15 protein-coding genes are annotated in these 19,824 nt (G+C 63.0%); 8 read left to right on the forward strand and 7 right to left on the reverse strand.

What is annotated here, in order from left to right:
- Positions 1 to 17: 17 nt before the first annotated feature.
- The 4 genes from Q7T45_RS25550 to Q7T45_RS25565 are packed head-to-tail and all read right to left on the reverse strand — an operon-like array spanning position 18 to position 4,322.
- Positions 18 to 725, reverse strand: coding sequence for a substrate-binding domain-containing protein (locus Q7T45_RS25550; RefSeq protein WP_304874636.1), 708 nt, complete (start codon positions 723 to 725; stop codon positions 18 to 20).
- The gene (locus tag Q7T45_RS25555; RefSeq protein WP_304874638.1) at positions 722 to 2,863 is read right to left on the reverse strand and encodes a molybdopterin cofactor-binding domain-containing protein; all 2,142 of its coding nucleotides are present in this window, start codon (positions 2,861 to 2,863) and stop codon (positions 722 to 724) included. Before Q7T45_RS25555 ends, Q7T45_RS25550 begins: the two co-directional genes overlap by 4 nt.
- On the reverse strand, positions 2,860 to 3,330 hold the full coding sequence (locus tag Q7T45_RS25560; RefSeq protein ID WP_304874640.1) for a (2Fe-2S)-binding protein: 471 nt from the start codon (positions 3,328 to 3,330) through the stop codon (positions 2,860 to 2,862). Before Q7T45_RS25560 ends, Q7T45_RS25555 begins: the two co-directional genes overlap by 4 nt.
- Positions 3,331 to 3,341: 11 nt before the next feature.
- Positions 3,342 to 4,322, reverse strand: coding sequence for a tripartite tricarboxylate transporter substrate binding protein (locus Q7T45_RS25565; RefSeq protein WP_304874642.1), 981 nt, complete (start codon positions 4,320 to 4,322; stop codon positions 3,342 to 3,344).
- Between the two features lie 155 nt (positions 4,323 to 4,477).
- On the opposite strand from Q7T45_RS25565, the gene Q7T45_RS25570 reads away from it, so the two are divergent.
- The 6 genes from Q7T45_RS25570 to Q7T45_RS25595 all read left to right on the forward strand — a co-directional run bounded on the left by Q7T45_RS25570 (position 4,478) and on the right by Q7T45_RS25595 (position 12,674).
- Positions 4,478 to 5,542 (forward strand): ABC transporter substrate-binding protein, encoded by a 1,065-nt coding sequence (locus Q7T45_RS25570; RefSeq protein WP_304874644.1) that lies wholly within the window; start codon positions 4,478 to 4,480, stop codon positions 5,540 to 5,542.
- Between the two features lie 18 nt (positions 5,543 to 5,560).
- Positions 5,561 to 6,922: an MmgE/PrpD family protein gene (locus Q7T45_RS25575; protein WP_304874645.1), complete on the forward strand. Its 1,362-nt coding sequence runs from the start codon at positions 5,561 to 5,563 to the stop codon at positions 6,920 to 6,922.
- 6 nt (positions 6,923 to 6,928) lie between these two features.
- Entirely contained in the window at positions 6,929 to 7,687 is a 759-nt protein-coding gene (locus Q7T45_RS25580) for a 3-oxoacyl-ACP reductase family protein (RefSeq protein ID WP_304874646.1), read from the forward strand.
- Between the two features lie 256 nt (positions 7,688 to 7,943).
- Positions 7,944 to 10,052, forward strand: a complete 2,109-nt coding sequence (locus Q7T45_RS25585) for a molybdopterin oxidoreductase family protein (protein WP_304874647.1) — start codon at positions 7,944 to 7,946, stop codon at positions 10,050 to 10,052.
- A gap of 71 nt (positions 10,053 to 10,123) precedes the next feature.
- Entirely contained in the window at positions 10,124 to 10,903 is a 780-nt protein-coding gene (locus Q7T45_RS25590) for an enoyl-CoA hydratase/isomerase family protein (protein WP_304874648.1), read from the forward strand.
- 802 nt (positions 10,904 to 11,705) lie between these two features.
- On the forward strand, positions 11,706 to 12,674 hold the full coding sequence (locus tag Q7T45_RS25595) for a Bug family tripartite tricarboxylate transporter substrate binding protein (RefSeq protein WP_304874649.1): 969 nt from the start codon (positions 11,706 to 11,708) through the stop codon (positions 12,672 to 12,674).
- A gap of 6 nt (positions 12,675 to 12,680) precedes the next feature.
- Here the strand turns inward: Q7T45_RS25595 and Q7T45_RS25600 are convergent, their stop codons facing one another.
- Together Q7T45_RS25600 and Q7T45_RS25605 are read right to left on the reverse strand one after the other, a co-directional pair.
- On the reverse strand, positions 12,681 to 14,312 hold the full coding sequence (locus Q7T45_RS25600; protein ID WP_304874650.1) for an alkaline phosphatase family protein: 1,632 nt from the start codon (positions 14,310 to 14,312) through the stop codon (positions 12,681 to 12,683).
- Between the two features lie 4 nt (positions 14,313 to 14,316).
- Positions 14,317 to 16,683, reverse strand: coding sequence for a putative nucleotide-diphospho-sugar transferase (locus Q7T45_RS25605; protein ID WP_304874651.1), 2,367 nt, complete (start codon positions 16,681 to 16,683; stop codon positions 14,317 to 14,319).
- On the opposite strand from Q7T45_RS25605, the gene Q7T45_RS25610 reads away from it, so the two are divergent.
- Together Q7T45_RS25610 and Q7T45_RS25615 are read left to right on the forward strand one after the other, a co-directional pair.
- Complete coding sequence (locus Q7T45_RS25610) at positions 16,663 to 17,787, forward strand: ABC transporter permease (RefSeq protein ID WP_304874652.1); 1,125 nt, start codon at positions 16,663 to 16,665, stop codon at positions 17,785 to 17,787. The genes Q7T45_RS25605 and Q7T45_RS25610 overlap by 21 nt on opposite strands.
- A gap of 5 nt (positions 17,788 to 17,792) precedes the next feature.
- Positions 17,793 to 18,560, forward strand: a complete 768-nt coding sequence (locus tag Q7T45_RS25615; protein WP_304874653.1) for an ABC transporter ATP-binding protein — start codon at positions 17,793 to 17,795, stop codon at positions 18,558 to 18,560.
- Between the two features lie 11 nt (positions 18,561 to 18,571).
- Here Q7T45_RS25615 and Q7T45_RS25620 read toward each other — a convergent pair whose 3' ends face one another.
- On the reverse strand, positions 18,572 to 19,546 hold the full coding sequence (locus tag Q7T45_RS25620; protein ID WP_370691361.1) for a glycosyltransferase family 2 protein: 975 nt from the start codon (positions 19,544 to 19,546) through the stop codon (positions 18,572 to 18,574).
- Positions 19,547 to 19,824: the final 278 nt, after the last annotated feature.

Here is a 19,824-nt window from a genome sequence, read left to right on the forward strand (position 1 = left end):
ACACCGTCTGCGCGACGCTACGGCCGGGCGTCAATGAAGCCGGCGCGTGTTCGCACCTCGCGTTGACCGGCGCCGATCAACAGGTCGATCAGGCCCTGCGCCTGCGGCGCATGAGCGGCCCGAGTGGCCACCGCTGCCGTATACATGGTCGAGAGGTCGCAGCCCCGGGGCAGTGAGCCCGACAGGATCACACCATTGGTGCTGATAATCTCTGTCGATTGCGTGCAGCCGATCGGCCTGATGGCGTCGGTTTCAGCCAGTTGGCGCATCGCGGTCGCACCGTTCGGAAAAATTCGGAGCCGCGCCGCCACCTCGCCGGTGATGCCGAGTTGCTCCAGTACCTTTGCCACGTGGATCCCGGCGGTGGACGCCTTTGTATCTGGAACGAAGATCGCGTCCGCCGCGAGCAACGCGTCACGCAGTGCCGCCGCATCATTGACCTTGACCATGGAATCACCGGCCCGGATGGCGACTGCAGTTTCGACCAGGCCGATGTCGGTGATGGAGGCGGGGGCCACCCAGTTCTCTTCCGCTAGCCTGGCGATAATCGCTGCCGTCAGGATGATGATGTCGGCCTTGGTGCCGGCGCGCAATTTGTCGGCCATGGCTCCGACCGCGCCGAACTCACCCGCGATGTCGAGGCCGGTCTGCGCCTTGAATTGTGGCGCAAGACTGGCGACCAGACCCTGCGCCGCGCCGCCGCTCAGGATGTTCAACGCAGTCATGAGGTCGATTCCATTGCGGCGATCAGGCTGTCGCGTGTGATCGGCAGGTTGCGGACGCGCACGCCAAGCGCATCGAACACGGCGTTGGCGATCGCCGCGGTGACCGGGCCGTGTGCCGCTTCACCGGCACCGAGGGGGTCACTATCGGGCCGCTGGATCAGCTCGACCTGCACGTCGGGCACCTCGCTGAAGCGAAGGATCGGATACGCTCCCCAGGTGGTGCTGGTGATGCGCTGCCGGTCGAAGCGGACGCGCTCTTTCAAGACCCAGCTGGTGGCCTGGATCGCGCCGCCTTCGATCTGATTGATCACCCCATCGGGATTGATGGCTTCGCCGACATCGACCGCGATGGTCAGCCGCCTGACGCTGATGTCCTCGGCCCCCTCGACCTCGGCAATGACCGCACAATAGGCGCCGGCGTTCTTGTAGCGCGCGAAGCCGAGGCCGTAGCCCTTGCCGGCCTGCTTGTCCGGTTTCCACTTCGCGCGTTTCGCGGCGACGCGGATCACGTCCTTGGCCCGCTCGTCCGACAAATGACGTAGCCGGAAATCGACCGGATCCTCGCCGCGCTCGGCGGCGAGCTCGTCGAGAAAACATTCGATCGCGAACACGTTTCCTTGGGCTCCCAACGTCCGCAGCGCGGAGGTCCGGATGGGCATGGTCAGAAGGCGATGACTTTCGATCCGCCAGGATGGAAAATCATAGAGCGGGATCGAATTGCGATCGGCGCCGCCGCCATTGGCTTGCGGCGGATTGGTGGAGATGGTGCGCGGAAACGGATTTGCCAGCTCGGTTCCGGCCAGCAGCGCCGGCGAGGCTGCGCGTCCCGGCCGTGCGGCGTGACCGTTGCTCCAGATCGAGTGACGCCAATTGACGATCTCGTTCTGCGCATCGAGATCGGCCTCGATCTCGATCGCCATCGCCGCGCCGAATGGCGCGTGCGACATCTCGTCTTCGCGCGACCATTGTACCCGCACCGGCCGGCGTTGGGCCGCTTTCGCCAGCAGCACCGCGTCGAGCGCGACGTCGTCGGCGGCATTGTGCCCGTAGCAGCCGGCGCCTTCCATGTGCTCGACCGTGATGTTCTCGACCGGCAATTTCAGGACCAGCGCGAGATCGGCGCGGAGAAGATAGACCCCCTGGCTGTGGGTCCAGACATGGACGCGATCCTCCGCGGTCCACTGCGCTATGGCGCAGGACGGCGCGATCGAGGCATGCGCGATATAGGGGCGGGTGTATTGTCGTCGGATCGTCCGCACGGCTGCGCGGGTCGTCGACGCCGTTCTGGTATCGATCACCGTCGGCTCAGATGGCTGGGCTTTCAGGAACGCAGCCAGTTGGTCTTCATCCGGCAGCCTTGCGTCCGATGACCAGGTCGCACCCTTGCGCAAGGCCTTCAAGGCGTCCAGCGCGCCATTCTCGGTTTCGCTGATGACGCCCACAAAGTTACCGTCGCGCACGATGGCGACAAGGCCGGCAACGGCGCGCGCGCCATCCTCACTTAGGGCGGTGAGTTTCGCCGCCGACAGCTCCGATCGCAGCACCCGGCCATGCAGCATCCCGGGGAGAGGGGTATCGTGAATGAAGCGGGGCTGCGCGAAAACCTTGTCGGGAATGTCGAGCCGCTGAACTGAATTTCCGGCCAGTATGCGCCGGGTTGACGCCTTGGGCACGGCTCCGAGCGTCGCGTCACGATCCAGCGAAACCTGCTCCGCGAGCTCCCAGTAGCTGGTCCTGACATTGCCGGGACCGGAGATAGTGCCATCTTCGACCGCGAGCGCGTCGATGCCGACGCCCAGACGATCCGATGCAGCGTGCAGGAAGATTTGCCGCACTTCAGCGCAGGCCTGCCGTATCGCGCGGCCGGACTGCTGCACGGAAAGACTGCCCGAGGTGACGCCCTCGTTGGGACTGGCCGACGTCGAGGCGCGCACCATCTGCACGCGGCCGATATCGACATCGAGTTCGTCGGCGGCAATCTGGGCCAGCGCGGTGACGATGCCTTGCCCGATTTCAACCTTTCCCGGCGAAACCGTCACCTGGCCATCCCGCGAGAATTGGACCCATGACGACAGAACGGGGTTGGCCGCCAGGCTGACGGGCAGTTTCGGCGCGGGGGAGGGTGCGCGCTCGGTCATCGGGCGGCCATTTCGGCCGCTGCGCGCAGCACCGCCCGCACCATGCGGTTATGCGACCCGCAGCGGCAAAGGTTGCGATCAAGCGCAGCCTTCACGTCATCGCTGGTCGGTGTCGGGTTCCGCTTCAGCAGTGCGGCGGCGCTGATCAGGATGCCGGAAACGCAGTAGCCGCACTGCAGCGCCTGCTCGGCGATAAACGCACGCTGCAGCGGGTGCGGCGCTTGCGCATTTCCCAGCCCCTCTGGCGTAGTAACGTCCTTGTCCGCGACCGACCACAGCGGCGTGTCGCAGGCGGCCACCGCATGATCGCCGACCAGGACATTGCAGGCGCCGCATTCATTAGCGCCGCAGCCGAAATGCGGCCCGGTCATTCCAAGCGTTCCACGCAGGACATCGAGCAGCGATCGGTCGGGATCAGCGCCGACCTCCGTCTCGACGCCATTGAGGCGAAACCGAACGCTCGACATCGAAGCGAACCTTACTTCGGCTTGTCGGCGAATTTCTTGACGACTTCGCCCCATTTCACGATATCGCCGCGCAGATACTTGTCGAACTCCTCCGGAGTCATCGACATCGCGACCGTGCCCTGTCCGGTCCAGAGCTTGACGATATCCGGCCGTTTGACCGCCGCGTTCACGGCGGCGTTGAGCTTGTCGATAACGGGCTTCGGTGTTCCCGCCGGCGCCATCAATCCGAGCCAGATCGTCGCCTCGTAGCCGGCGACGCCCGCCTCGGAGGCCGTCGGCACGTTCGGCAGCACGCTCGATCGCGATTTGCCCGTGGTGGCGAGCGCGCGCACCTGATTGCCGGCGACGTTCGGCGTCATCGCCGGAACCGCGTCGATCATCATCTGCACCTGTCCACCGATGACGCCCGTGCGTGCCTCGCCGCTGTTGCGATAGGGGACATGCACGACCTCGATGCCGGCCATGGATTTGAACAGCTCACCGGCCATGTGGTACGGCGTACCCTGGCCGGACGAAGCGTAGTTCAGTTTCCCCGGTTGCGACTTGGCGAGCGCGATGAATTCGGCGAGGGTCTTGGTCTGAACCGACGGATGCACCACCATCACGAGGTCCGAATAATTGACCGGCGCGATCGGCGCCAGATCGCGCATCAATTCATAGTTGCGGGTCGGCACCAGCGATTCATTCGCCGTCTGGGTATTCGACATCATCAGCAGCGTGTAGCCGTCCGGCGGCGACTTGACGACTTCGACCGTGCCGATCACCCCGCCGGCGCCGGTCCGGTTCTCGACCACGAAGGGTTGTCCAAAAGTCTCCTGCAGGATGCTGCCGATCTGGCGCGCCGTGACATCGGCCGGGCCGCCGGGGCCGAACGGAACGATGATCTTGACCGACCGGGCCGGATAATCCTGCGCAGCACATTGCCTCGCAACAAGACCCGAAGTCGCAAGTAGCGTCGTCGCAAGTGCCAGCGCAAACCTTGAGCCCGTCATTTCAACCTCCCGGCTTTTGATCTTTCTTCAATGTTAGCCAACTCTAGCGGCAATGGGAGTGAGCTGTCGACGATGGACTCGCGACGCCTCAGGGGAATAATACAATGCGTCCGGTGTACCGGCTTCAACCCGAAACCTGCGGATAGAACAAATCCATGAAACATCCGGGATGGTCGCGCCGCAACGTACTCAAGGGCACTGGCGCTGTTCTCGCAGGCGCAGCATTTTCGACCCGCGTGATGGCAGCGGCGCCGCCGCCGGAGCCGGTCATGCCCGCGCTAATCGAGGCGGCGAAGAAGGAAGGCCAGGTCAACTACTACACCTCGACCGATCTGCCGGTCGCGGAGAAGCTGGCCAGGGCTTTCGAGACGAAATATCCGGGCATTGCGGTTCGTGTCGAGCGCACCGGTGCGGAGCGGGTGTTTCAGCGCATCGGCCAGGAATATGCCAGCAACATCCGCGCAGTCGATGTGGTGAACTCGTCGGACGCCGCGCATTTCATCGTCTGGAAACGCGACGGCGTCCTCCTGCCTTACCTGCCCGAGGATGTCGCGACATATCCGGCCGAGCACCGGGATGTCGACGGCCAGTTCGCGAGTTGGCGCATCTGGCTCAGCATCATCGCCTACAACAGCAATCTGGTGAAGGCGGAGGAAGCGCCGAAGAGTTTTGCCGATCTGCTCGACCCCAAATGGAAGGGCAAGATCGTCAAGGCGCATCCCGGCTACAGCGGCACCATCATGACCGCGACCTACCAGATGCAGCGCGATCTCGGCTGGAGCTATTTCGAGCAGCTCGCCAGACAGAACATCATGCAGGTGCAGTCGTCGGCCGACCCGCCGAAAAAACTCGACCTCGGCGAACGCGCCGTGATGGCCGATGGCAACGAATACAATGTTTTCCAGATGAAAGAGGCCGGACGTCCGGTCGAGCCGGTCTATGCCAGCGAAGGATCGCCGTTGATCATCGGCCCGAACGGTGTGTTCAAGACCTCGCCGCATCCGAATGCGGCAAAACTGTTTCAGTCGTTCTGCTTCAGCCGTGAGGCCCAGCAGCTTATCGTCGATGTCGGCGGCCTGCGTTCGGTGCATCCGCAGGCGGTGGAAAAACCGGGACGGAAGCCGTTCAAGGATATCAAGACCATGAAGGATGACGCAGCCGCGGTGGAGAAAGAGAGTGACGCCATCAAGGCGCGCTACACCAAGATTTTCCGCGTCTGATCCGCGATGACATCCGGCTTGCCAAAGATTTCCGTCGCCGAAACTCTGGCCGGGAAGATCGTCGCATTGCAGGAAGGCGGGCTTCCCGCCGCGACCACGCGCAAATGCGAGGACTTGCTGATCGACGTGGTCGGCCTCTGCGTCACCGCGCGCAACGAGGACTATATCGCAAGCGCGCTTGGGAGCTGCGATGACGACGGGCCGTGCACGGTCATCGGTCATAAGCGCACGCTGACGGCCTCCGGTGCCGCCTTCGTCAACGGCACCGCGGCGCATGGCGAGGATTTCGACGACACGTTCGAGGGCGGTCCGGTGCATGCCGGCGCGGTGATCGTGCCGGCGGTTCTGGCGGCCTGCGAGCGGCACAATCCCGACGGGCGCATGGCGCTGACAGGGATTGCCGTCGGCACCGAAGTGCTGTGCCGGCTGAGCCTCGTGGTGCCGAAGGCCGTGCACAAGGCCGGTTTTCACCCGACCGCGGTCTTTGGCGCGATGGGGGCGGCGGCCGGTGTTGGTGCCGCGCTCGGCCTCAATGCGAAGCAAATTGTGGACGCGCTCGGAATCGCCGGCAGTATGGCAGGCGGCATCATCGAATATCTGGCCGAGGGCGCCTGGACCAAGCGGTTGCATGCGGGCTGGGCGGCCCAATCGGGCATCCGGGCGGCGCTGTTGGCGCGACATGGCTTTTTCGGTCCGCGCACGGTGTTTGAGGGTGTCCATGGGCTGTTTCATGGCTTTGCGCATACCACCAAGGGCGACTACGACGCCCTGACGGGTGATTTCGGCACGCGCTGGGTGACCGACACGCTGGCATTCAAGCCCTATCCCTGCGGGACGATGGCGCAGCCCTATATCGATTGCGCGCGGCGGCTGGCCGCGCGCGGCATCAAGGCTGAAGACATCGGTGAGATCGTCTGCGAGGTCGCGGAAGGGACGGTGCACCGGCTGTGGGAGCCGCTCGCCGACAAGCAACGGCCGCGCAACGGCTATGCCGCCAAGTTTGCGGTGCCGTATCTGCTGGCGGCCGGCTTTGTTCATGGTGGCGTCGGGCTTGGGGCCTTCACGGAAACCGCGATCCGCGACGCCAAGGTGCTCGCGCTGGCGGCAAAGGTGAAATTCGTGGTCGACCCGCAAAATCCCTACCCGAGCAACTATACCGGCCACGTCCGGGCGACCCTGACGGACGGCAGCGTGGTCGAGGAACGCCAACCCCACTTGCGCGGCGGCGCCCAGGAGCCGCTGACCCGGCAGGACGTAACGGACAAATTTTCCCTCAATGCCCGGCATGGCGGCTGGACCGCCGATCAGAGCGATGCGACGCTGGAACTGTTGGCGACGCTCTACAACGGGCGCATCGACCTTTCGTCGTTACGCGGTTAGGAAATCATGGCTGGCAGCAACGAACTCAGCGGCAAGGTCGCCATCGTCACCGGGGCGGGGCGCAATATCGGCCGCGCGATTGCGCTGGCGCTGGCGGATGGCGGAGCCTCCGTCGTGGTCAATGCGCGTAGCAACCGCGCCGAGGCGGAATCGGTCGCGCGCGAGATCGAAGCGGCTGGCGGCAGGGCGCTGGTCCACATTGGCGACGTGGCCGACGCAGCCGACGTGCAGGGGATGGCGGATACGGCAACAAGACAATTCGGGCGTCTCGACATCCTCGTCAACAATGCGGCCCTTCGCCGGGAAAAACCTTTCGCCGAGATGAACTACGCCGAGTGGCGCGAAATCCTCGATGTCACCCTTGATGGCGCGTTTCATTGCGCCAAGGCCTGCCTTCCGGGCCTGCGCCAGAGTGGAGCGGGGACCATCGTCAACATCGGAGGCCTCAGCGCGCATACCGGCGCGAAAAATCGTGCGCATGTGGTGACGGCGAAGGCGGGACTGATCGGCTTCACCCGTGCGCTGGCGCACGATCTCGCTTCCGACGGCATCACCGTGAATTGCGTGGTTCCCGGCCTGATCGGCACGCCGCGGCCGAAAGACAAGCCGGAGCCGGCGCATCACCTGATCCACCAGACCATCAGTGGTGAACGCGGCCGGCCGGAAGACGTCGCCGCGACCGTACGATTTCTCTGCGGTCCCGGTGCGCGCTATATCAACGGGCAGGCCATCCACGCCAATGGCGGGGCTTATCTCGGCGCTTAATGCATAGCCCGCGTTGCGATTCTTCTCCCCTCCTCCCACGCGCTCTTGCGCGTGGCGGGGAGGGGTCGGGGGTGGGGGGCGTCTCAGCAAATTCGCGAGCAACGGCATGCGCCGACGCACCCCCCACCCCCGCCCCCACCCCACCACTCGCTTCGCTCGCGGGGGGAGGGGAGAAGAGGCTGCGCGCGCATTTTTGACGTCGCGTGGCGGATAAATGCGCTCGGCGGCCCCGCCTTTTGATGCTAGCAATCGGGGCATGAACCAGCAGCCAAGAATCGACATCCGGCATTCCACCTGTCCGCACGATTGCCCGTCGGCCTGCGCGCTCGATGTCGAGGTGATCGATGGCGCCTCGATCGGCCGGGTGCGCGGCTCCAAGCTGCAGACCTATACCGCCGGCGTCGTCTGCGCCAAGGTCGCGCGCTACGCCGAGCGTATTCATCATCCCGACCGGCTGCTCCATCCGATGCGCCGGACCGGCCCGAAGGGGTCCGGGCAGTTCGCGCGGATTTCGTGGGACGACGCGCTGGACGAGATCGCGGCGCGGTTCGACGCGGCCGAGCGCGAGTTCGGGGCCCAATCGGTCTGGCCGTATTACTACGCCGGCACCATGGGCCTCGTGATGCGCGACGGCATCAACCGCCTCGCGCATGTAAAGAAATATTCCCGCTTCTACCAGACGATCTGCGCCAATGTCGCGCGGATCGGATTCGCCATCGGCACCGGCAAGATCGCCGGCGTCGATCCGCGCGAGATGGGCGTCTCCGACCTCGTCGTGATCTGGGGCACCAACCCGGTGAATACCCAGGTCAATGTGATGACGCATGCGATGCGCGCCCGCAAGGAGCGCGGCGCCAGGATCGCGGCGATCGACATCTACAACAACGACACCATGAAGCAGGCTGATATCAAGATCATCCTGCGGCCCGGCACCGACGGCGCCTTTGCCTGCGGTGTCATGCATGTGCTGTTCCGCGAGGGTTATGCGGATCGCGCCTATATGGAGCGCTACACCGATTGCCCCGGTGAACTCGAGGCGCATCTTGCCACGCGCACGCCGGAGTGGGCTTCTTCGATCTGCGGCGTCCCGGTAGCGGAGATCGAGGCGTTCGCGCGTCTTGTCGGCCAGACCCAGCGATCGTTCTTCCGCCTCGGCTATGGTTTTACCCGCAGCCGCAACGGGGCTGCGCAGATGCATGCGGCGCTGTGCATCCCGGCCGTGACCGGCGCCTGGCAGCACGAGGGCGGGGGCGCGTTCTTCAACAATTACGCGATCTGGAAGTTCGATGAATCAATCATCGAGGGCCACGACGCCATCGATCCGACCACGCGGGCGCTGGACCAGTCGAGGATCGGGCGCATCCTGACCGGCGATGCCGAGGCCCTGCACAACGGGCCGCCGGTCAAGGCGATGCTGATCCAGAACACCAACCCTGTGACCGTGGCGCCGGAGCAGACGTTGGTACGGCAGGGCTTTGCGCGCGAGGACCTGTTCGTAGCGGTGCATGAGCAGTTCATGACCGAAACCGCTGTCATGGCCGATATCGTGCTGCCGGCGACGATGTTCATGGAGCACGACGACCTCTATTACGGCGGCGGCCACCAGCATATCTCGGTCGGCGCCAAGCTGATCGAGCCGCCCGGCGAATGCCGCTCCAACCATGAGGTGCTGCAGGGCCTCGGCCGCCGGCTCAACGCCGTGCATCCCGCTTTCGAGATGACGCCGCGCGAACTGATCGACGCCACGCTGAAGAAGAGCGGCCATGGCGATATCGAGACCCTGGAGGCCGATCTGTGGCGCGATATCCAGCCGGATTTCCGCACCTCGCATTACCTCGACGGTTTTGCTCACGCGGACAACAAGTTCCACTTCAAGGCGGATTGGGCCAATCCTCCGTTCGGTGCCGCCGGCATGGGCCCCTGGCAGCAGATGCCGGCGCTGCCGGATCACTGGACCATCATCGAAGAGGCGGACGAGGCGCATCCGTTCCGGCTCGCCACCAGTCCGTCGCGCAGCTTTCTCAACACCAGCTTCAATGAAACGCCGTCGTCGATCGCGCGCGAGGGCGCGCCCTCTGTGATGATCCATCCCTTGGATGCGGCTTCGCTCGGGATCGCCGACGGTGACGCCGTCACGCTCGGCAATGTCAGGGGCGAGACGACGCTGACCGCGAAGCTGTTCGACGGCCTGCGCCGCGGCGTGCTGATCGCGGAATCGATCCAGCCGAACAAGGCCCATATCGGCGGCCGGGGCATCAACACCCTGACCGGCGCGGAGGTCGTCGCCCCGATCGGCGGCGCAGCGTTTCACGACAACAAGGTGTGGGTAAAGAAAGCGGCGCCAGCCACTGCGCGCAAGAACTGATCCGGCTTGCAGTCCACCGTTATCCCAAGGCAAATGTTGCGAGCTCATGATCGAAACAGGCGGGTGGGACAATGACCGACAATAGCGTGATACGTGAAAAGCGCGGGGCTGCGTTCTGGATCACCATCAATCGGCCGGACAAGCGCAACGCCCTCAACGGCGAGGTGATCGCCGGTATCGCCAGGGGCTATCGCGACGCGCATGACGACAAGGACGTGCGAGTCATCGTGCTGACCGGGGCGGGCGACAAGGCGTTCTGCGCCGGCGCCGACCTGCAGAACTCGGGCGCCGCCTTCGCGATGGATTTCGCCAGGCCCAACGTCGATTACGCGGATCTCCTGCGGTTGTCGCAGAACGCCACCAAGCCGGCGATCGCGCGGGTCGGCGGCGTCTGCATGGCCGGCGGCATGGGACTGTTGTGCATGACCGACATGGCGGTGGCGGCCGACCACGTGATTTTCGGATTGCCCGAGGTGAAGGTCGGCGTGTTCCCGATGCAGGTGATGGCGCTGTTGCAGTCGATCGCACCGCGGCGCCTGATCAACGAGTGGGCGCTGACCGGCGAACCCTTCGACGCCCGCACGGCGCAGGCCGCCGGGCTGCTGAACTACGTGGTGCCTGCAACCGAACTCGACGCCAAGGTCGACTGGCTGATCGGCCGCATCGCCGACAAGTCGCCGACCGCGATCCGGCGCGGCAAGTACGCCATGCGCGCGATCGCCTCGATGTCGTTCGACGAAAGCATCGCCTACACCGAAAGCCAGATCGCCTTGCTGGCGATGACCGAGGACGCCAAGGAAGGTCTCAAGGCTTTTGGCGAGAAGCGCAAGCCGTCCTGGCCGGGGAAGTGATCGATGTTTCGTGTTGGTACTTCCGTAGCCCGGATGGAGCCAACGGATCGCGCGAAGGCGCGGGCCGACAGCGCAATCCGGGAACGAAGGTGAGGCCGGCCCCGGATTGCGCCATCGTGCGGCGCTGTGCGCCGGCACGTTGGGCTCCATCCGGGCTACGGCTTTAGGTCCAAGCAGCAAACACAACTTCGCGATCTCGCGGTTGGATACACCCGAGGTTTGCCAGTAATCTCCTTGCCCTCCAATCAGAGGGCGCGGGGAGGCCGGGCGCCCGATGCGCCCGATAGCCGCGTGTGCAATGTTATTGGGTAGAAGCGCACACGCGTTAGTCAGGTCACACCGGAATCACCCGGCACTCCCCGCGCAATGGTTTACGGCTTATACGTGATCTCCCCGGCGATCGGCTTTCTTGCCACCGTCGCCTGCGGGACTGACCGCAGGCTTGACACCAGCACCGAGGTGTCAGGACAACACGACTTCGCCATCCGTTTCAGGCACCCTCGTCAGGAGCGCCTTCCGCGTCCATCGCATCCCCGCCCCGCGCTGGTGACGTTGCGCAACGCCCCTCTGAATGGGACGGGATGGCCAATCAATAATGCTGTTTCTACCTCGCCGTCAAATAAAATTTCTGAAAATCGGAAATTAATTTCGCGGCACCGACCGATGTCGGTTCTCTCGTGCCGGGAAGTGAACCGTCGGGCCAATGCCGTTTACGGGGAGGGCCTGGAAGTACCCGGGACAGCCTTCCAATTGCCGGGCCAGTCTGGTGTAGTAGCCAAAATCATCTGCTGGAGGGGGAAATATGGATCGCCGAAATTTCATGGCGGGATGCGCCGGGCTGGCGCTGTCAGCCAAGGCGGGCGCCGCGTTCGCCCAGTCCGGGCCGCTGACCAAGATCGTCTTTCCCTTCGCGGCCGGCGGCGGCGGCGACGCGCTGTGCCGGATCCTCGGGCAGCAACTCGGCCCGCTGCTCGATCGCACAATCATTATCGAGAACCGCACCGGCGGCGACGGGCTGATCGGGATCAAGGCGGTCAGGGGCGCCAACCCCGACGGCACTACCATTCTGATTACCACCGGTCCGACCATGTATCTGTTGCCGATGGTGGAGACGGTGCCGAGCTTCAGCGCCGCGAAGGATTTCATGCCGGTGTCGCAGCTCGCACGCTTCGAATTCGGCCTGGTCGCAAGCCCGACGATCGGGGCGAAGGATTTCAAGCAGCTGGTGGCCTGGCTCAAGGCCAATCCGGACAAGGCGACTTATGGCGTGCCGAGCAACGGCACCATCCCGCATTTCACGGGACTGAAGCTGGAAGAAGCGCTCGGCATGAAAATGACCAGGGTGCCCTATCGCGGCAGCGCGCCGATCATCAACGACCTGATCGGCGGCCATCTGCCGTTCGGCGTTACCACCATTGCGGACGCGATCCCGCAGCATCGCGCGGGCGGCGTCAGGATTCTCACCGTGAGCAGCGCGGCGCGCTCGCCATTCCTGCCTGACGTGCCGACCCTGAAGGAGAATGGTGTCGAACTGGTGGCCGATGCCTGGTACGGGATGTGGCTGCCGGCCGGCAGTCCGCCCGCTTTTGCCAGGCAACTGAGTGAGGCGGTGGCAAAGGCGCTGGCCCAGCCGGAGGTGCGCGAGAAGCTGCTGGCGATCGGCCTGATCCCGGTCGGGAGCACGCCTGAAGGTCTTACCCAGGAGCTCGCCGCCAACACCGCGTTCTGGCAACCGATCGTCCAGGCCTCGGGCTACAAGATCACCAATTAAGCGGCTTCAGGCCGGCGGGATGCCGATCTTCTTCCGGATCGCGGACAGCTCGGCCTCGTCCCAGATCCCGATCAGGACGCCGTTCCGGACCTGGAGCTGCTTCTCCGCATAGGAGGCGATCTTCTCCGTGCTGGTGGTGATGTGCCCCTTGGGGTGCAGCGCCCAGTCGAACAGGGCCGACTGCAGCCGAGCCATGACATCGGCGCAGGAGGAGTCTTCGCCGCGGTCGGTCAATTCCTGCGGGTCCTCAAGCAGGTCATAGAGCATCGGCCGGAAGCCGGAGGCGTGGATGTATTTCCAGCGGCCGTCATACACCATGAATAGCCGGCACTGCTCGATCGGCTGGTTGAGCTTCAGCCGGACGTCCTGCATGCAGTAATCGTATTCGGAGAATACGACCTTGCGCCAATTCGTGGGACGCTCGCCGCGCAGCCACGGCATCAGCGAACGGCCTTCCAGAATGTGATCCGGCGGCTTGCCGCCAAAGTACTCGATGAAGGTCGGCGCCAGATCGATCGCCTCCACCAGTGCGTCGCAGACCGTGCCTCGCGTGGCGTCGGCGGTCGCAGACGGATCGATGACGATCAGCGGGATTTTCGCGGAGGCATCATGGAACAGGTCCTTCTCGCCCATCCAGTGATCGCCGAGATAATCGCCGTGGTCGGAGGTGAACACGATCATGGTGGACTCGAGCAGGCCGCGTGCCTCGAGAAAGCCCATCAGCACGCCCATCTGGTCGTCGATCTGCTTGATCAGCCCCATATAGGTCGGAATGACTTTCTCCCGCGCCTCGTCGCGCGACATGTTGCGGGAGTAGCGCATGTCCATGTAGGCGGCGAATACCGGATGCGCCGATTGCTTCTCCTGCTCGGAGCGAACCGCCGGCAGCACGTCGCCGGGGCCATACATGCTGGCGTAGGGCTCCGGTGCGATGTAGGGCCAGTGCGGCTTGATATAGGACAGATGCATGCACCAGGGCCGGCCGTCGGCTTCGGCCTCGGTGATGAAATCCATCGCGCGCCGGGTCATGTAGGGCGTCTCGGAATCCTCTTCCGCGACGCGGGCGGCCTTGTCGGCATGCACCAGCAGCCAGCCATTCTGCAGGCTGCCGTCTTCGTCGGCGCCTGAATTGGCCCAATGCTCCCAGGGATTGGTCGCCTCATAGCCGCGCTCCCGCAGGTAGGCGTCGTATTTCGGGCGGGGCCGGCCGGTCGGGTGCAGGCCGTCGTCGCGCTCATAGGGCTCGAAGCCGCATTCGGCCACGTGAACGCCGATGATGGAGTCAGGCGCGATCCCGAGCATCTTCAGGCCTTCGAGATCGGGCGTCATGTGGGTCTTGCCGACCAGCACGTTGCGCACCCCGATTTTCTTGAGGTGATCGCCAAGCGTCGGCTCGCCGACGCGCAGCGGCCAGCCGTTCCAGTGCGAGCCATGCGAGCGCATGTAGCGGCCGGTATAGAACGACATCCGCGAGGGGCCGCAGATCGGCGACTGCACATAGGCGTTGGAGAACCGCACGCCGCGACTGGCCATGGCGTCGATATTCGGCGTCTTCAGCGTCGGGTGTCCGGTGCAACCCAGATAATCATAGCGAAGCTGGTCGCACATGATCCAGAGGACGTTTTTTGCGGGTGACATGGTTTCAGGCTTCGGGTTGGAGACTGGAATCGGTGTATTCAAATTCGATGGAAAACAACGGCAATCCGAGACGGCGGCCGGGCTGGTCATTGACGGATGGTTCGAACAATTCCCGCACGATCACGACGACGTCGGTTTCGCATGGCGGCGCCGACGGGGGCTTGATGCTGAACGTCAGGTTTCCGCCGTCGATCGCAATATCGCTCGATGATAGCATTCGGCCTCCCGCGACCACAATCATATCCGATGCGACAAGTCCGGGACGCAGGTTTCGCGTCTCCAGCGTCAACGCCCCCTGGCGCGCAACAAGCGCGAGGCGCAGCAGGAAAACCGGCTGGGTCCAGCGAAAATGCGCTTCGCCCAGACGTTCCATGGAGTACAGGCCGACAACGGCCTGCCGGCCGGTTACGGCAATCGGCCACTTTCGTTTCCCTATCTGGGTTTGCAAGGATCGCAGCGGATTGTTCGCCATCCAGATCATCTGCCCAGTTCGAACGACCCGACTATGGGCTTTGAGGAATCGCCGCCACAGCGTTGCTTCCGACACCGGCAGGTGCATCACCAGGAATTCGTCCGCAGCCGTCCTTGCCGCGAGCATTCTCGCCCGGTCCCGCAAACTGATCAATGCTGCCGGCCAGAAGGGGATGGCTTGCGTCAGAAAATCCCATGCCTTGCCGGGCCGGTGCATCGCCGTCACCACCAGGGCTCCGACCATGCAACGCGCATGCCGCGCCGCCAGAATCATATTGGGGCCCTGACCTGGCGGAGGTCCAAAATACTTCTCGAAGAAGGCGGGATCGTTGGCGATCCGTGCATTCATCTCGCCCTGTACGTAGTCTGCGGTATCGTTGTGATGTTGCGATATCTCCCTGGAATCGTCATGCATGACCACGGAGGTCGGCAGCGCCGAGATGGCATAACCGCACTGGTGCATGCGAGCTGACAGCAGCGGTGGGGCGAACTGGCCGTATTCCGGCTCGAAGGGCCCGACATTCTCGAAGACGTCGCTTCGGATTGCAAACGCCGTGCGATGAAGGCGGGGCCATGTCGAACTCGCGGACCAGCCGGCCTGGACCTCCGCGAACCATCGCTTCATGAGTGCCGCGACGCGATGGCCATCGATGTTCTCGATGCGGAAATTGCATGCCTCGCCGTCCGGGTTTGCCGCAATCCACGCGGCGAGTGTGGACAGATTGTCACGCTCGGGCACGCCATGCCCCTCAACGAACAGCAGCCATGGAGTGTCGGCCTGCTGCGCGCCTTCATTCCAGTAATCGGCCTCGCGCCCATCAGCCGGGACGCGTAGAATGGCATCCTGACTTCGCAGGACACGTCGCAGGCTGTCTTCGTCAAGCGCCGTGCCTGCCCCTGCCACCACGATGACGCGGTACGAATGGCTGGCGAGGTCCTGTTGTTCGGTCCAGAGCCGGACCCGCGCGCCGACATCACCGCGCACGTCAAAAACGGGATAAATGACGGTCAGCAGGGGCGGCGGTTTCGACTGGGCCGCAAGGTCGGCGTCTGCCGGGGTAGCCCCCGTTGCCGTGGTCTGATCCACCAGCGGAGCATCGCCGAGCAGCCAGGTGCCGGTGCTTGCCAGCAGCTTGCGCTTGTTTTCGATTCCAACGGTCCAGTTCGCATGGAAAACGAACGGCATCAGCTCGCCTTCGATTCGGCACGGACTGGCGCCGGCATTCAGCAAGTTCCGGTATCCAAGCCCGTTTGGAAACAGCAATTCGGGCAACGGGTAAATGTCGCGTAACCACGTTTTGTCGCCTTCAATGAGATGCTGCGCGGCGACCTGATCGTCGTCGACATCACCGCTGCCAATCTGGGCGGAATGGAATTCGAGCAAGGCATCGAGGAAGGCAATCGCCCGTTTCGATTGCTTGAATGAAGCAAATCCCCAGCAGAGTGCGGGGGGGAATCGCGGGAATCCCTCGGTCTGGATGGCGATGGGATAGGCCTGCGCCACCTGAATGAGATAGGGAAGCGGATTCCTGATCCAGGAAACGTCGAGATCGGCATAGACCACATGCGGATAGACCTCGATCAATTGCCGGATGAAGAGTATTTTCTTCCACGAGATCTCGGTAAATGAACCCGATCCGAAGCTGGAATATGCCGTCATCTCCACGGCGTTCTCGGAGAACTTAGCGTTGCAAACGACGTGGATGTCGGCGGAATATAATCGCGTGACGCTCTTCACCGACCGCTGCGCATTGAGAGGGCAGCCGACATAGATCTGACGGGCCTCGACGCCGGCCTGCAGACATCCCTTGATGGCGTTGGAGAGGAAGGCCTCCATACCGCGGGTGCAGAACAGGGCGACGACAGGTGCAAAACCCGCATGGTTAGCAGTGCCCGTCATGTCGTCTTTTCCCAACCCGCCAGCGGCCGCTGGTCGCGATTTTCCAAACATACGAATCGCAAGTCCGGCCTGGCCTTGGCGATCGTATGCCGCATTCAGACCGATGTTCGTACCATCTGCAACCCGGATATGCGACGGTCGAAAGCACAGCAGCGAAGGGGCTTCCGGGAAGTTGCCCAGGGAAGTCGGAGCTGTGCCGTCCGGATAATACGGCTTGGCTTCCGTTGTCGACCGGGTTATCCAGCAGCGACTATTTGTGATGGGGTCGCCTTTTGCTTTTGGGAAACCGGAGTGGTGCTCGAAAAACGAAAGTCAACCAGTCAGTTCGACCTCGCGATCGCTGACTTCGCTGCCGCTGTCAGGTTGCGTCCGCTGTGGATCAGGCTTGGCTGGAACGATATCCTCTCTCGATATCGACGCTCGACGCTGGGGCCATTCTGGTCGACGGCGAATATGGCGATTACGGTTCTCGCGCTGGGAGCGGTGTATTCGCAGATATTCAACATGCCGATCCGGCAATTGCTGCCCTACATTGGCGCCGGCCTGATCGTTTGGGGCTTCATCAGCTCGATCATGCTTGATGCCGGCGCGCTGTTTTCGGGCTCGGAAAGCTACATCAAGCAGATAAGACTACCCTATTCGCTTCACGCCTGCCGCTTCGTGTTCGGTAAAGTGATTTTGTTGGCTCATGATCTGCCGATTTACATCGTCCTGGTCGCGTATTTCGGGGCCTGGCCCGGCGCCGTCGCGCTCTACGCGATTCCGGGCTTCTTGCTGCTGGTGGTCAACGCGGTGCTCATCAGCCTCGCCCTCGGAATGGCTTCCGCCAGATTTCGCGATATCCCCCGCATCATCACCAGCCTTGTTCAGATCGTGTTCCTGATCACGCCTATTATCTGGACTCCGGACCTGCTCGGACCCCGGGCGTATCTCGCCTATGCCAATCCCTTGTTTCATTTGATAGAGATCGTACGGGCGCCCTTGCTCGGCTCGCTGCCATCGGCGCAAACGGTAATGGCGACGCTGGCGATAACCGCGGTAAATCTCGTTGCAACGACGTTCTTCTTCATCCGTTTTCGCGGCAGGATTGCTTACTGGATATGACCTCGATGATTTCAGACGGAGGGAGCGAGACGATTGTCCGGTTGGATAACGTGTCGGTGTCGTTTCCGGTCTACCAGGGTGGGTCGCGTTCCCTCAAGAAGCGCGTTCTGTTCCATGGGTCGGCTGGAAAAATCGGGCGGGATGCGAACCAGAAGATCGTTATCGAGGCCCTGTGCGACGTGTCGTTTTCGCTTCCGGCCGGAAATCGCGTGGCGTTGATCGGGCCCAACGGCGCGGGAAAGACCACGCTGTTGCGGACCATCGCTGGAATCTACGAGCCGATCGAGGGTAGTGTCGTCACGCGCGGGCGTATTTCACCGATGTTCGATATCAGTCTTGGAATCGATCCGGACCTCAGCGGTTACGAGAACATCCGCCTGCGCGCGCTGCTGCTCGGTTTTCCCCCGGGCGAAATCGAAACGCACCTGCCCGATATCGTCGAATTCACCGAACTCGGCGACTATCTCGACATGCCGGTACGGACCTACTCGACGGGTATGATATTGCGGCTCAGTTTTGCCGTCGCGACCTGCTTCAAGCCGGAAATACTGCTGATGGACGAATGGATTTTGGCCGGCGATGCGCACTTCATGGGCAAGGCGGAGGCGCGGGTTCGAAATTTCATCGAACGCGCGAGCGTGATGGTGCTGGCCTCGCATGATCTCAAGCTGTGCAGCCGCTGGTGCACGATGGCCATCTGGATGGAGCAGGGCCGAGTCAGGGAAGTGGGCCCCGTCGATCAGGTCATCAAGCAATACACCAGGTCCGTCTAAACCAGCGCTGATCAGCGTCTTATCAGACCGAGTCGGTAGCCCCAGTGAAAAATGAACTGGCGCAACAGATAGGGCGCCAGGGCGTTGGATATTTCGAGCTGGCTCGGCACGTATCCCAGGTTCCTCAAGCGAAGGCTCTGCATCTCCTTTCGCCCGAGTTCGTAGTTCTTGGTGGTTTTCTGTGCGTCATGCACGCGAAAGCAGGCGAGAAACCTGCGCAGCCGCGCGAATTTGAATCCGGCCGCGTGGGCCCGCAGCATGAAGTCCCAGTCCAGCGCATACTGAAATTTGGTATCCATTGGCCCGACCGCATCCCACACCCGGCGTCGCCAGAACATGGTTTCCTGGGGCACGTAGCCGGCATAGCGAAGCGCTTCGCTGCTATGCGCCGGCAAAATGGCGCGACCGATTTCGGAGCCGGCATAATCGACGAAAATGCGATGCCCGTAGACGATGTCGATTTCCGGTCTCGCCTTGAAGAAATTGGCGATGCAGGCCAGCGCGCCGGGCAGCAGGATGTCATCACTATTGAGATAGGCCATGATCTCGCAATCGAGGCCCGCAAAGCCTTGGTTGATCGCGTCGGCCTGCCCGTCGTCCGGCGCACTGCGCCAGCTGATCTTGTCGCCGTAGCGCTCTAAGATATCGATACTTCCGTCCGAGGAGCCACCATCCTGGACATGGTAGTGCAACGCCGGGTAATTCTGGCTGAGGACACTGTCGATGGTTGCGCCCAGGAACGGCGCGTGATTGAGGCTTGGCGTCACGATCGCGATGGCCGGAACGCGCTTCGGCAAGCTCGGCGCCTCGGGCAGCGAATGCAGATCAAGCGGGCGAGGCGAATGCTGTTCGAAGGTCCACATCGGCGGCCGCAGCCAGAAGCGGCGCAGATGCGCGCGAGATCTGGCGTAGGCCTCCTGAAGCTGGCTCTGACTCTTGTCCAGGCCATCCAGCCGAGACTCGATTGCGTTCAGGCGCGCCAGCAACTCACGCTTAAATTCGTCGTCCATTTAGTCACTATCTGGGAAAACTCAGAAAGGGGGATGATAAGTTGATTTTAACGTCCAATCCACGGCCGACGAGGCCGGAAATGGTTTTTCGACACCGGCTATCGAGCCTCTGTCGGCTGGCTGACAAAGCATTTCGGGGCTCCGGTTCGAGCAAACTGTCGGCGTCATGCCTGCCAAAACGGCAGTGTACTTGCTAAGCCGACTTTCGCAATGGTTCTTCACCAAGGCGTGAGCCCGCGACAGGGCTGAGATCG

This window comes from Bradyrhizobium sp. (assembly GCF_030646015.1).
GTDB lineage: Bacteria > Pseudomonadota > Alphaproteobacteria > Rhizobiales > Xanthobacteraceae > Bradyrhizobium.

Bases quoted from the DNA above. Each gene is read 5' to 3' on its own strand.
- Q7T45_RS25610 (WP_304874652.1), top strand. From the start codon at position 16,663: ATGGTTAGCAGTGCCCGTCATGTCGTCTTTTCCCAACCCGCCAGCGGC.
- Q7T45_RS25560 (WP_304874640.1), bottom strand. From the start codon at position 3,330: ATGTCGAGCGTTCGGTTTCGCCTCAATGGCGTCGAGACGGAGGTCGGC.
- Q7T45_RS25570 (WP_304874644.1), top strand. From the start codon at position 4,478: ATGAAACATCCGGGATGGTCGCGCCGCAACGTACTCAAGGGCACTGGC.
- Q7T45_RS25595 (WP_304874649.1), top strand. From the start codon at position 11,706: ATGGATCGCCGAAATTTCATGGCGGGATGCGCCGGGCTGGCGCTGTCA.
- Q7T45_RS25590 (WP_304874648.1), top strand. From the start codon at position 10,124: ATGACCGACAATAGCGTGATACGTGAAAAGCGCGGGGCTGCGTTCTGG.
- Q7T45_RS25585 (WP_304874647.1), top strand. From the start codon at position 7,944: ATGAACCAGCAGCCAAGAATCGACATCCGGCATTCCACCTGTCCGCAC.
- Q7T45_RS25550 (WP_304874636.1), bottom strand. From the start codon at position 725: ATGACTGCGTTGAACATCCTGAGCGGCGGCGCGGCGCAGGGTCTGGTC.
- Q7T45_RS25605 (WP_304874651.1), bottom strand. From the start codon at position 16,683: ATGACGGGCACTGCTAACCATGCGGGTTTTGCACCTGTCGTCGCCCTG.
- Q7T45_RS25565 (WP_304874642.1), bottom strand. From the start codon at position 4,322: ATGACGGGCTCAAGGTTTGCGCTGGCACTTGCGACGACGCTACTTGCG.
- Q7T45_RS25615 (WP_304874653.1), top strand. From the start codon at position 17,793: ATGATTTCAGACGGAGGGAGCGAGACGATTGTCCGGTTGGATAACGTG.
- Q7T45_RS25600 (WP_304874650.1), bottom strand. From the start codon at position 14,312: ATGTCACCCGCAAAAAACGTCCTCTGGATCATGTGCGACCAGCTTCGC.
- Q7T45_RS25555 (WP_304874638.1), bottom strand. From the start codon at position 2,863: ATGACCGAGCGCGCACCCTCCCCCGCGCCGAAACTGCCCGTCAGCCTG.
- Q7T45_RS25580 (WP_304874646.1), top strand. From the start codon at position 6,929: ATGGCTGGCAGCAACGAACTCAGCGGCAAGGTCGCCATCGTCACCGGG.